We start from the raw sequence: 12195 nt of genomic DNA on the forward strand, positions 1-12195 counted from the left end.
CAAACTGTTACAAAAATGCACGTATAGCGCGCCTACGTCAGGCACATCAAGCATTGCAGCACCTGAAACAAGATATTGACGACGGCAGGAATATAGGCCGCCCTTTATAACCCAATTAAGGTCACAAATCATGCCAAGAGATACTGTATTTAGCAATGAGCTTTTTTGCCTCTACTTATAGATACTGCAAGGAAATTTTTGACGAGTAAAGTCGAAGACCAAGGTCAAAGTTTTTAGATAAACCGGTAGCAGCCAGCGACCTGGATTTAATGCGCAGCTTAAAACTAAAAGACATGGAATTTGTGTTGCCTCCTCGAGGGGAAGAAGATGAGCAGATCAGAGCTTGCTTTACCATCAAACACAAAAATAGTGAAGAGGGTATGATTTGTTCAAATCGCCCCTCGCAAAAAAATGAAATACGTGGTGCACTGTTGCGACAACGTTTATTGGAATTGAAAAGAAAGAATAGCGATCTTACACTTTATAATGCAATGCAACAGCTCTTCAAACCTCAAGATATTGAAACCTTCGATATTTTTCGAGGCTTCACTACTAGTATGATGTTTGAACACGCTAGTAATTTAGATAAGCAATTAACTGCAGCGCTTGCCAAAAAAATCATTCAATACATAAAGAACCATGAAGAGGCCACAGCGGAAGAAATTATCGCCTACGTCGGACCATTAGTTGCTGGAACACGAGATGGGCTAGAGTTACTAGAAGACACCCTGCGAAGTGATACCGATAACACCAAAGCATTGGGAAATGTTTTGTTCGCAGTGAAATCAGGCACTTTAATGGTGAATGGCCAAACTCCTGATGAAGCATACGTGATAGGCGAATACCTGATTCATGGTGGTCGAATTAAGTTTGATTTAAGTGAACTTAGCCCAACACAGCAAGAACAATTTTTTGCTTTTATAACCAATGGGCAAGCCAGCCCCCGCGCTTTTGCCACTCATCGCGCTGGTGGTACAGATGCAAATAACAGTCCGGCAGAAACCAAATCGGGCTTATTTGGAGCAATTATTGATGCCTTCCGGGCTTTGTCGGGTTATCCCAAACATTATGGCATCCATTTGCCAGTTGGCGGCAATCAGACAGTAACTCGAGCCGGCGAATGCGTAGTCTCTGGTTTAGGTCAGACACCTGATGAATCAGGTGAATGGGGCCACATGTATTTGCACAAAGATACCAACCTAGTCCTAGTCGGTATTGAAGGAAGCGCTCCAGGCAAGAAAAACAAGCGAACAGGTGAAGCACATAGCTGGACGGGGGGAAGTGGTACAATATCTCCTTTCTGGGAGTGGAAAATTAATTCTAAAAATTTGCGTACACAACAAGAGTATGCAGAGAAAACTCCACTCACTACGGCTGAAAAAAACAATTGGGCAACAGTGAAGATTTCTTCTGAGCAATTTCCTGTCATGATGGAGGCGGCTAAAAATTTAGCAACGCAAAGTTATCTGGATTTGGTTAGAGAAATACCGAGTAATGCACAGCCCGCAGAAAAAAATCGTATGGAAAAAATGCAGGCTTGGGCAAAAGCAACCAAACGAGGGAATGAAACATCATTATTGACAAAACTCTTTGGTATCCTATTGTTTGTAGTAGGCGTTGTTCTCACGATTGAACCAATTCCTGGTGTAGCACAAGCTGCTGGTAGCTGGCTGATGGCTCTCGGATGGAGTATGGCAGGTTTGGGGTTGTTACTGTTGGTCTCGGCTCTATCCAGGATCCGGCAAAACCCAAAGCACTTTATGAAAAAGTTTGGAGGCAATGCCACCAGTTGTAGAAAAAGTGATGCCACCGGTTATTCCACTTGATGAAGGAGCTGATAAGGGTTCACAAGTTACTATTGAACGTCACCCAAGTGAAGATACTTTGTTGCCGGCTCGCCATGATCTTGATGGCTTTCGAGAACAAGAGGTAGCTATAGGAAGAATTTCTAACCCTAACGGAGAGCATGTCGCAGTACAATATGTTGACAGTGTCCCGACGACATCTATGCCTATGCCTAGGCCTCTTCGCGATAGTGTAGATGAACAGAAGAAAATGGAAGTATTGCCAACAGTCACAACGGGGATAATCAGCACTCAGTAATTTATGGAGTAGTAGAATGGTCAAAAAATCGTTTTTTGATAAAGACACGCAAGGACAGCATGCCTACGACAAACTGTTACAAAAAATGAAATCAAGGCGCGCAATGCGCGCCTTGCTGACGCACATCAGGCTCTGGAACAATTGCAGCAAGATATTGATGCTCGCAAGAAAAAGTTACACGAGATCTTCGCCTTTTTAGAAGCAAAGAAAGCACTGTATCAACAACTGACGGAAAAATATCAACAGAAACCCTTACCAACCTTGGCTACAAGGCTTAATAATCTCAAACAGGCGATTGATGATTTGGTTAGCAAGATTGAGAAAACACAACCTAAAAAAGTGATTAATGATCTAAGTGCCCGCTACAAAGCACTAAAAACCGAATTAGCCGAAAAAGAAGCTGTATTGCATAAAGCTGAAACCACAAAGCCCGCTCAGGATGAGAACAACGCTGATTGATAAGCTTAATTAATCGCTTACACACTGCAATTAGCTTGTTTTTAACCAATATGCTATAACTTCTGATGAATACTTAACGCAGGGAGCAAAGTATGAAATCCTGTTTATCATTCTCTGTTTTGATTCTGGGTGCTTGTTTTGCTTTCAATAGCCAAGCCGCAACTGGCTTAGAGATTCAAGGTAAACAAGCCAAGCGTATTTATAATTCACTGACAGGCCCTAAAGTGCATGAAGAAGGAGCCGCTGGTCATTTGTATCGACAAGGTAAGAGTATTCTTTGCCGCTATACCAACGCTGATATCACGAAACATGGAAAAAATGTTCCCCGTAATGCAGCCTGCCGTTATGCCTGCACCATTAAATTTAATCATAACGGACTCGCATCACCAGGGAAAAATCCTTATCAAAAACAAGTAAAGCCGTAACTCAGGGAAGACAATTTACCCCTGATTACCGCGTCGCAAAAAGCACTGATGTCATTTACGCGTAGGCGGAAATCTATTTCTCAAACTACTTCTGGATTTGATTTCCCGCCTGCGCGGGGGAAAGACAGGAATTTAAATCAAATTAACTAGTTTTATTTGTAGATACCACTGAATTCGTCTTACTAAAATTTGAACCCAGAGCCAAAGGATTATGAATCCTACTAGCCACTTTCTGCACGGCATCCAGTCTATCTTCAATTTTAGTGCAAATTTAATACAAATAGAAGAAACAAGAAGCTTTCTCTGCTTATTTATGCCATAATCACCGTTCGCTAAGTTTAGTCTGGTTTTTTATGCGACTGTGCAAACAATTTTTTCTCTTGCTTCTGCTTGGTTACCATGCTTTTGTGCATGCAAACGTCAATCAATATTTTGAAAACATTAAAACAGATCCCAATGCGCTTTATGCTTTTCTAAGAGCCATGCCCAAAGGAGGCGAATTACATTATCATCTCGCGGGTGGCGCCTATCCGGAAACCATGCTTGCTCTCGCTAGCCAAGGAGATTATTGCCTGGATAAACTATCTTTGGGAATAAGTAAAACAACAGAGCGTTGTCTAGGCGTTAAAAGTGCTGAATTATTACACCAACCCGCTCTATACAATCGCGTAATTCGTGCCTGGTCCCTGAAGGACTTCATACCTGGGGAAGAATCAGGACACGATCATTTTTTTGCTAGTTTTTACAAATTCATGCCACTTGTTTTTGCTTATAGGCCACAACTTTTAGCTGAAATCATGCAACGCGCCGCAAGCCAGAATGAGCAGTATTTGGAAATCATGATTCTGCCAGATAATGCACAGTCAACGACCTTTGCTCCCAAAAGCATTGGCCCTGCAAATTTTGCAGCAACAAGCCAGCAATTACTTGCTGATCAAGCCTTTCAGAATAATGTTAAACATACCGTTGACGTAGCTCAAGAACTTTTACAAAAAGCGCGTAAGGATTTGGGTTGCGACAAAGCCCCCTTCCAGGATGTTTGTCAATTGACCGTTCGATTTCAATATTATGTTTTGCGTGAGCAAGCTCCAGAAAAAGTGTTTGCCCAAGCCTTAAATGCCTTTACTGCTGCTTCGCAGTCTAAAGAAATTGTAGGGGTTAATTTGGTACAGGCTGAGTCTGCGCCTATTTCTTTACAAAACTATCATAAGCAAATGGAGATTTTTGCGTTTATGCATCAGTTATACCCTAAAGTTCACATCGCTTTGCATGCAGGTGAGTTAGCGCCAGAGGCAGTCTTACCTGAGGACTTGCGTTTTCACATTAATGAAGCAGTTACTTTGGGGCATGCTGAGCGTATAGGCCATGGTGTCGATATCGCGTTTGAAAATAATGCTGAAGCGTTGCTAAAGACAATGGCCAATAAGCAGATTGCCGTTGAAATCAGTCTTACTTCTAACAAAAAACTTCTCAATATTGCCGGAAAAAAGCATCCACTACGCTACTATTTAGCTCACAATGTACCAGTGGTCTTATCTACCGATGATGAGGGAATACTACGTACTGATCTTACCCGCCAATATGTGCAAGCTGTATTAAATCATGGGATTGATTACCCTACCCTGAAAATGATTAGTCGCAACGCGCTCACCTATAGTTTTTTACCCGGTGAGAGCCTATGGGCTGATGCAGCAACAGCAAAACCGGTTGATGCTTGTAAAAACTTGAACAGCCCAGCCTGCCTCGAGTTTGTTGAAAAGAATGAAAAAGCAAGATTACAACAGCAACTGGAAAACAAGCTGGCTGTCTTTGAGAAAAGCTATACCCCTACAAAGCCGATACCCCAATAAAGAGTACTATAACTAGCGTTTGGTACGCCCCGCATAGCTGTGGTGAAAGCAATGATAAAGAATATCGTAAGAGTCATTCTTTCTTAGCAGTGGTTTATATCTTTTAAATTGATAACTCGATCAGCCATTTGAATCGTTTCTATGCGATGGGCAATGACAATTTGAGTAATCTTCAATGATTTTAAAGAACTATTAATGTTTTTTCATTCACTACATCCAGATGACTTGTTGCTTCATCCAAAAATAATATTTTAGGCTTTTTATACAAGGCTCTGGCTAAAAGTATCCTCTGTTTTTGTCCGCTGGATAAAGCTAACCCCATACCTCCAACCAGGGTTTCATATCTCATGGGCAATTGGCATATATCCTCATGGATATACGATAATTTTGCTACATGATAAACTCGTTCCAGATCGATATTCTCATCAAAAAAGAGATGTTATCTAATACTGAACCACTGATTAATGAATCTTCCTGCATGACACTGGCGATTAAATCCCTGTAATTTTTTAATCCATAGTCTTTTATTGGTAGATTATCAATAAAAATTTCACCTTCAGTTTTATTAAGCAGACCCATCATTACCTTTAATAACGTAGATTTACCACAGCCAGAAGGACCAATAATCGCAATTTTCTCGCCCGCCTTCACATTTAAGCTAATATGTTTTAAAACATAATTGTCATTCTGGCTGTATCTAAAAGAAAGGTTTCTTACAGCAAGAGCGCCTTTTATTTGCTCCACACTCCCTGAACCTTTAGCAATCTCCTCTGGCTCATGAAACAAAATATCACTTAGCCTCTCTAACTGAATTGAAATTAATTTATAGTCAAATATATTTTGAATAAGTGCAGAGGTCTTATTAACCAAGAGTAGACGATAAGATAGAAAAGCCATCAACATTCCAATGGAAAGCTTGTTAACCAAAATCAGTCGCGCTCCTACAGACACAACTAAAATATGTTCCATGCTAAATAACAGCTGGCTAACAATACTATAGCTATTATTAATCTTAGCTATTTTAAAATCAGCATTTAAGGAATTAATATATGAATTTCGCCAAACATTGAATCTTACTGATTCTTTTAAAAAAGACTTGATAGACACTATACTTTGTAAAGTTTCTAGGAAAATAGACGATGATCTTGCATGCTGATAGATTGATGTTTCAGTTTGACTTTTGACAACATTGTACGTCATATATCGTATAGTCAAATACATTAATAAAGTAAAAATCACAATACAGGCGAGTAATTGACAATAAATCATCATGACCAATATATTGATTATAATGACTAATCCATCTAAAACGGTGCTAATAAATCTGTACTAATTTTTCTTTGAATCTGATCAATGGACTGGCATTTGGATTGTATATCTCCCTTATGCCTTTTTTCAAAAACTCCAAGGGCAATTTCAATAAATGTTTAACTAAATTTGCTGATAAATTCTCTGTCAAACTCATTGTTAAATAGATTACCATTCTCCCTCGAATATATTCTGTAAAAATTTGAATAAAAATCAATAAGCTAAAAGCAATGGCAATAACATATAAGTTATTTACGTTACTGGAAATAATTACACTATCAGTAACATATTGTATAAAAAGAGGATTTAATAAACTAAAAAACTCAATTGCCAAGGAAATTAACATCAGGAATAAAACATAATGGTTAATTCCTTTAACTGTTTTAACCAAATCATATAAAGAAAGCGTGTTCTTATTCTTAATAGCCTGAAAATCATTGGCTTTCTCAATCTCTAATGCTATGCCTGTAAACGAGTTAGAAATCTCTTCGATTGAACACTGTCGAATACCTAATGCAGGATCATGAATTATGATCGATTTTTTTTGACTTTTTTGAGGACAACAAAATGGTTCATATCCCAATGCAATATCGCCGGTGTTTTTATTTTACTCAACTCTTCCAGCGAAACCTTCAATCCTCGTATCATAAACCCCAAATTTTCCAGTAAATCTTTTATTTGCAATAAATTGATACCACGATTAGAGGGTTGGTTAATTTTTCTAAGAGCGTATAAATCAAGGTGATGGCCCCAAAAATTAGCTATCATGGCAATGCAGGCGTGCCCACACTCGCTAATTTCACTTTGAAAAATAATCGGTAATTTTGCTCTTCTGTTTAATTCAGAAACTTGCTTCTTCATACAAATAGTACCCCATAATAGCTATACAAGGGGTCTAAGATCCATTGCCATATTTTCTTTTTGACCAACGATAACGGCTGAAAAAGTCATACCATGCTGTAGTTTTTTCCGCCCCATAGACTTTAACAGATTGTTTATCCAGTTCAGCAGTAATTTTATAATAAGGCTCACCTATTAATATGGGTTTTTCTTCTTCATCGTCGGTTATAATACTTTGGCTTATTTCCTTTATTGTGGCTTTATAAGTTCCAAAACGTTCATAGGGGTAAGCATCGTATCTAATAATAATCTTATTATCTTTATTCAAAAGTCCGGCTTTTTTACTGGAATAAAGAGTTCAGCTACCAAATCAGAGTCACTTGGAATTATTTTTGCCAACGGTTTAGACAAATTGGTATATTGCCCTTTTTTATAAATAATACTTGAAACGATTCCATCAATTGGTGAGCGAATAGTATAAGATTTCCCCTGCTGATACTTAATTATGTCGATTTCAATTAGATTTTTCCTATTTTCAATCTCCAGCAATTCTTCTTGCTTTTCGTTGTATGTCGCCAATGAGATATAGTGCTTTTCTAATAGCTTTTTTAGCGCATATAAATATTCATTTTTATATTTTATCTCCCTTTTAATAAATTCCTTGTTCTTTTTTAGATTTTTAAATATTTCATGATCTTGGCTCTTATATAAACCAGTATAGGAAGTATCAATCAAAAACAAATTATCCCCTTTCTTGATGTTGTCTCCTTGATGCCGATAACTTTGAATAACGACACCATTTATTTTTGGGTAAACCCGTACTACTCCCTTAGTAGAATCAAGGTAACCAGAAATAATAATTTTCTCAGAAAATTCTGCGAACACGACAAATAAAACGATAAATAACACAAGCCCCATGGAACCAATTGCTATAAACATGTATGAAAGAGGCGTGTTAATTGAGACAAATCCATAATTCTGATTCTTCTTACTCTTGATGACTTCTGATCTAAATAATGTTTTCTCGTTCATTAGATATTCATTCGAAGATTAAAGTGGATTGACTCGTCAAATTGAGTATTCATGCCTTCTAAGCAATTGACTAACTCTTTCTACACGATTTCATTTAAATAAACATGACTTTTGATTTTTTCCTTTTAATTTCATTTACCTGACTAATAAATTGCCTCGTTGATAGTTGTTCCAATCCCTTTCTATACAGAAAAAGCGGGTTTTCATCCGTCAAAAATTGAATCCATGTTTCTAACATATTTATTTCTGGATTAATCTCCTCTATCCAGAGAAATTGTCCTTGCTCATTGATTTCCATAAAATAGAGTTCGTTATCTGTCGAGACTATAAAATCAAAACAGCCAAAAATTATTCCCAAGCATTTCATAAATCTTTTATTCTATGCATAGTATTTTGATCAAGAATATAAGGCTTAGCCTTTAATTCCTGATTAGCAATCCTACGCCAATCAATATTACCCTTCTCATGCTTTTGGGAATCTATTTTGACTGCAACAGTTTTTTCACCAAAACAAGTTACTCTTAATTCAAATTTCTTCTTTATTTCTACTTGGAAAATTCCCGGTACCAGTTGCAATAATTCATCCTCTGGAAGTTGGCTTTCATTTACTCTTGCTGTATACACTGCTCTTATACCATTCTCGTTTTTCCAGTAGTTAGGTAAAAAAGATTTATAAATCACTCCCCTATTTTGGTATTTTTTGTAAATTCTTTTATGTGTAGAGACGAGTTTGACATTATGGTGATTGGAATTCTAAAGCCACACTCTGAGGCTATTTTTAATTGATAGGCTTTTGAGTTTGCTCGCTTTTGTGTATCAAGAGGATTAATCCAAAGAGCATCTGGTGTAATTATCGTAGATAATGATTCAAAAAATGCCAGGTTTTCTTTACGTGCACAGTTACGATCTTCTTCCTGGATTGAATCAGGGATATAGGGGAGTCTTGCTCTACGCCACCACACTATATCGAAGGGATTAGTTTCCAAACTATATGATTCGTCACTTACTCCCAATTCTGGTATCCATTCAAGACCACTATTATTAATATAAATAGTGTTGGTTTGTCTTGAAGGCATATCAGCTGTATACCAAAGAGTGCAGTCATAACCTCTTTTTTCAAGTGCTAATTTGGTTATAATTGCGTGTGCATCATCTGGTTCTGTGGCGATTAATAAATTCATTCGATTTCCCTATATTAGACTTTTCAATATTACTTATTTCCGTATTTAGATACTGCAAAATGATATTTAAACTAATCCTGACTATGATCGGTTTTAATATCGCAAGAATATGGATAGCAACCAGATATTTCTAACGTATTTTGTTTGCCGCTAAAATTAGAGCCACCTGATACCTTTTCAAGTTCTTCATTACTAATTTCAACTGCTAATCCATAAGTTAAAACCCGCTTTTTCATATCTTCCATTTTCATTCCTTATTGTTATATAAAATTATTGATTTAAATCCATTTAAAAATTATTTAGGCCAATCCAACTTGAGCTGATTCCAACCATTTTTTCCAAGCATCGATATTATTTTCACCAAAATTTTTCCCGCTTATTTTCTTTAAAATAATATAAGCTATCTCATGATTATTAGGTTGCTTAAGTTTCAAGATGGCTAACAGTTTATCCCCTCCTTTTGAATAATAATTTTTATCATCTCGAGATTCTGCTGCCTTTGCTAGTACACTAAGAGCCTTGTTTCTATCTGTCGTTTTGGGAGAGGTCAATAAATCTAAAAAGGTACAACATCAATAGGAGCGATATTTGCTTTAAACATTGTCGCTGCAATAACCCGCATTACATTATTTCGAACACCACTATCTCTATCATTAACATGTACCATTAAGAGGGAAATAATTTCATTAGGATCCTTAAAATGGCCCATCAAAAAAGCAGCAGCAGCGCGCCTTGATGGATCCGGATCGTTATTTAAAGTATCGATGATTAGTCTTTTTCTTTAATAACACCTGCATTAAAAATTTTTAAGTACGGCTTTAATTGAGGATGATGAAATCCACTGACACAATGATAAACGGGGCAGGAAGTATCTTTTATATTTAATTGATTATTAGCCATTAATTGAAACTCAAGATGACTAAAAACAATCATTTTATTAATTAAATCAGATTTTAATTTATAATTTTTTGCGTGTTCCGAATTGATATAACGTAATCTTTCTGATTGATTTTTTGAACGATCTCTATCGTAGTATATTGATGTTTATTTCCAGGGTAAAAATTGTATTAAAATCCACATACAGAAAGCCACCTTCCTTCTTGATTTCATTTAGTAATGAATTCTTTTTTAAAAGAATTTTATCCAAGTCACTATCATTAAACTTTCCATGCATTCTATTCAGTAATAAGCCCTCAATGTCCCCCACTCTCTTGGCGTATTTATTTATTATTTTCTCTGCTTGCTTTGCATCAACCCCATAAATATCGACGATGTTTTTCGCTTCAATTGCAAATGAATATATAAAACCAATGCGAATACTAATATTCTTTTCATTATTATTACCTCATTCGTTATGTACACGTTTGCAATTTAAATCGACGTGATGTTGCATGTTTTGAGTAACTATGTTTTCCATTTCCTTTCTATAATCATTAATTGCGTGATTAAATTGGTTTGGATCCCATCTAAATGCCTTGGACTTATTGATAAGAAAATTAGTAAAGATATCCAACATAGGAAAAGACGAGCTGTATTCTTCTAACCATAGAAATTGGCCTTGTTCATTGACTTCAAGAAATACATAATCTCCTTCCGGAGTAACAATAAAATCAAAAGCACCAAATACTATCCCTAGTGTTTGCATAAATTCACGTATCTTATTCTCTAACTCAATGGGCAACTTATAAGGCTCTATACTCATTTTTCCTTCAGGAATTGCTCGCCAATCGATCTTGCCTTCTGGATGACGTTGAGAGTTTAATTTTGCAGCAACAATATAATCACCAAAACAAGTAATTCTTAACTCATATTTTTTCTTAACTTCTCTCTGAAATATTCCCGGCACAAGTTGTAATAATTTATTGCGCGGCAAATCCAGAAAGTTTATTTTGCTTGTATAAGCGATTTTAATTTTATTTTCTTCAAACCAAAAATTTGCACAAAGAGATTTATAAATAACGCCTTCCTCTTCGTATTTTAATAGAAAATACCGGATATCTTTAGGATCATTCGAACAAAGTGTAGTGGGAATAATCATACCGCATTGAGTGGCAATCTTTAATTGCAGGAGCTTTGAATTTGCTCTAGTTGCCGCTTCTTTTGAATTAACCCACCAAGCCCCTGGAGCCATACAAAAGGTTAATGATTCATAGAATAAATTATTTTCTCTGCTAATAAATTTATGATCTTCAGGATGGGTTATATTTTTGCAACGTGGGGTTTCCGTGCACGTCGCCACCAGAGAACATCGTAATCATTATCTAAAACGCTGCTGTATTTATCAGTACTTTTCCAATGATAACTATCCCCATCAATAAATATGGAATTCTTTTGTTTGCTTGGTTGGTCAGCAGTAAATAAAAGTCTGACGTGATGCCCTATTTTTTCTAAAGCAAGTTTCACAAGAATAGCATGCGTGTCATCAGGTTCTGTGGGAATTAAGAATTTCATTATTTTCTCATAAATAAGAGCTATTACCTACTTAAAGGCCCCAAAAGGGGCCACCGCCCCCGATTACCAGTCAATACTTTGGTCGTACAAAACATCTACACCTTGCCCACTTCCTCCTGTTGCTCTCACCGTTTCTGAATGGGTAGTCGTTGCTGCATACCCTCCAGATACTTTAGCCAACTCATCATTATCTATGGTTTTTGCCAAGGTATAAGCAAAAACCCGTTCTTTGCTCTCTGTCATTTTTCCTCCTCATCATTTAATGAATCCTTTGCTAACGTCATCTGATCTGTTTGTGATAAACCGTTTAAGAAACTCAAGACAATTGCGTCACCTACAGATAATCTCACATTATTATTTATTATTCATATAAGATAATTTTAGAGCAATTAATTATTCGTATTTATTCATTTAATGATCTTTTTTTGCTTTTGTCAATCTTTTATGAATAATATATTTATTAAGAATAGGGAGACCTTTAATGGGTGACAGTACAACGATAAGTAGTAATTTAAAACAGTTGCTAACATTGCATGGAGAATTGTC

Annotated in this window: 20 protein-coding genes and 1 pseudogene; 5 read left to right on the forward strand and 16 right to left on the reverse strand. The window is 36.6% G+C overall.

Features of this window, described 5'->3' with window-relative positions; genetic code table 11:
- Positions 1 to 293 precede the first annotated feature (293 nt).
- The 5 genes from BN58_RS17515 (at position 294) to BN58_RS17535 (ending at position 4837) form a co-directional block, all read left to right on the forward strand.
- Positions 294 to 1826: a hypothetical protein gene (locus BN58_RS17515; protein WP_232220748.1), complete on the forward strand. Its 1533-nt coding sequence runs from the start codon at positions 294 to 296 to the stop codon at positions 1824 to 1826.
- Positions 1780 to 2103: a hypothetical protein gene (locus BN58_RS17520; protein WP_156812619.1), complete on the forward strand. Its 324-nt coding sequence runs from the start codon at positions 1780 to 1782 to the stop codon at positions 2101 to 2103. Before BN58_RS17515 ends, BN58_RS17520 begins: the two co-directional genes overlap by 47 nt.
- Before the next feature lie 141 nt (positions 2104 to 2244).
- Entirely contained in the window at positions 2245 to 2562 is a 318-nt protein-coding gene (locus BN58_RS17525) for a hypothetical protein (protein WP_019217952.1), read from the forward strand.
- 92 nt (positions 2563 to 2654) lie between these two features.
- Positions 2655 to 2987 (forward strand): hypothetical protein, encoded by a 333-nt coding sequence (locus tag BN58_RS17530; RefSeq protein ID WP_019217953.1) that lies wholly within the window; start codon positions 2655 to 2657, stop codon positions 2985 to 2987.
- A 353-nt stretch (positions 2988 to 3340) separates the two neighbouring features.
- Positions 3341 to 4837 carry an adenosine deaminase family protein gene (locus tag BN58_RS17535; protein WP_019217954.1) on the forward strand — a complete coding sequence of 499 codons (1497 nt, stop codon included), beginning with the start codon at positions 3341 to 3343 and terminating at the stop codon, positions 4835 to 4837.
- A 181-nt stretch (positions 4838 to 5018) separates the two neighbouring features.
- On the opposite strand, the gene BN58_RS36535 is transcribed toward BN58_RS17535, so the two are convergent.
- The 16 genes and pseudogenes from BN58_RS36535 to BN58_RS17615 all read right to left on the reverse strand — a co-directional run bounded on the left by BN58_RS36535 (position 5019) and on the right by BN58_RS17615 (position 11892).
- Positions 5019 to 5159, reverse strand: a complete 141-nt coding sequence (locus BN58_RS36535) for an ATP-binding cassette domain-containing protein (protein WP_198009970.1) — start codon at positions 5157 to 5159, stop codon at positions 5019 to 5021.
- 68 nt (positions 5160 to 5227) lie between these two features.
- Positions 5228 to 6157: an ATP-binding cassette domain-containing protein gene (locus tag BN58_RS36540; RefSeq protein WP_269570435.1), complete on the reverse strand. Its 930-nt coding sequence runs from the start codon at positions 6155 to 6157 to the stop codon at positions 5228 to 5230.
- Positions 6153 to 6491, reverse strand: a complete 339-nt coding sequence (locus BN58_RS38060) for an ABC transporter transmembrane domain-containing protein (protein ID WP_408605508.1) — start codon at positions 6489 to 6491, stop codon at positions 6153 to 6155. The genes BN58_RS36540 and BN58_RS38060 overlap by 5 nt, the downstream gene beginning before the upstream one ends.
- Before the next feature lie 150 nt (positions 6492 to 6641).
- Positions 6642 to 7006 (reverse strand): annotated as a pseudogene (locus BN58_RS30245) (cysteine peptidase family C39 domain-containing protein); the annotation flags it as partial.
- 34 nt (positions 7007 to 7040) lie between these two features.
- Positions 7041 to 7313, reverse strand: coding sequence for a hypothetical protein (locus BN58_RS17555; protein WP_026069578.1), 273 nt, complete (start codon positions 7311 to 7313; stop codon positions 7041 to 7043).
- Positions 7310 to 8017 carry an HlyD family efflux transporter periplasmic adaptor subunit gene (locus tag BN58_RS17560; protein WP_019217957.1) on the reverse strand — a complete coding sequence of 236 codons (708 nt, stop codon included), beginning with the start codon at positions 8015 to 8017 and terminating at the stop codon, positions 7310 to 7312. The genes BN58_RS17555 and BN58_RS17560 overlap by 4 nt, the downstream gene beginning before the upstream one ends.
- Before the next feature lie 94 nt (positions 8018 to 8111).
- The gene (locus BN58_RS26780) at positions 8112 to 8384 is read right to left on the reverse strand and encodes a hypothetical protein (RefSeq protein WP_019217958.1); all 273 of its coding nucleotides are present in this window, start codon (positions 8382 to 8384) and stop codon (positions 8112 to 8114) included.
- Positions 8381 to 8698: a hypothetical protein gene (locus BN58_RS17570; RefSeq protein WP_019217959.1), complete on the reverse strand. Its 318-nt coding sequence runs from the start codon at positions 8696 to 8698 to the stop codon at positions 8381 to 8383. Before BN58_RS17570 ends, BN58_RS26780 begins: the two co-directional genes overlap by 4 nt.
- Entirely contained in the window at positions 8695 to 9198 is a 504-nt protein-coding gene (locus tag BN58_RS17575) for a hypothetical protein (protein WP_019217960.1), read from the reverse strand. The genes BN58_RS17570 and BN58_RS17575 overlap by 4 nt, the downstream gene beginning before the upstream one ends.
- Positions 9199 to 9269: 71 nt before the next feature.
- Entirely contained in the window at positions 9270 to 9443 is a 174-nt protein-coding gene (locus BN58_RS31240) for a hypothetical protein (protein WP_019217961.1), read from the reverse strand.
- A 54-nt stretch (positions 9444 to 9497) separates the two neighbouring features.
- The gene (locus BN58_RS17585; protein WP_019217962.1) at positions 9498 to 9749 is read right to left on the reverse strand and encodes a hypothetical protein; all 252 of its coding nucleotides are present in this window, start codon (positions 9747 to 9749) and stop codon (positions 9498 to 9500) included.
- Positions 9750 to 9754: 5 nt separating this feature from the next.
- Positions 9755 to 9967, reverse strand: a complete 213-nt coding sequence (locus BN58_RS31245; RefSeq protein ID WP_332248013.1) for a HEAT repeat domain-containing protein — start codon at positions 9965 to 9967, stop codon at positions 9755 to 9757.
- Positions 9967 to 10131: a hypothetical protein gene (locus BN58_RS31250; protein ID WP_156812621.1), complete on the reverse strand. Its 165-nt coding sequence runs from the start codon at positions 10129 to 10131 to the stop codon at positions 9967 to 9969. The genes BN58_RS31245 and BN58_RS31250 overlap by 1 nt, the downstream gene beginning before the upstream one ends.
- Before the next feature lie 412 nt (positions 10132 to 10543).
- Complete coding sequence (locus tag BN58_RS17605) at positions 10544 to 11329, reverse strand: hypothetical protein (RefSeq protein WP_019217965.1); 786 nt, start codon at positions 11327 to 11329, stop codon at positions 10544 to 10546.
- A gap of 68 nt (positions 11330 to 11397) precedes the next feature.
- On the reverse strand, positions 11398 to 11649 hold the full coding sequence (locus tag BN58_RS17610; protein ID WP_019217966.1) for a hypothetical protein: 252 nt from the start codon (positions 11647 to 11649) through the stop codon (positions 11398 to 11400).
- 63 nt (positions 11650 to 11712) lie between these two features.
- Positions 11713 to 11892: a bacteriocin gene (locus BN58_RS17615; protein ID WP_019217967.1), complete on the reverse strand. Its 180-nt coding sequence runs from the start codon at positions 11890 to 11892 to the stop codon at positions 11713 to 11715.
- Positions 11893 to 12195 lie beyond the last annotated feature (303 nt).

Source organism: Legionella tunisiensis (genome assembly GCF_000308315.1).
In the GTDB taxonomy this organism is placed as follows: domain Bacteria; phylum Pseudomonadota; class Gammaproteobacteria; order Legionellales; family Legionellaceae; genus Tatlockia; species Tatlockia tunisiensis.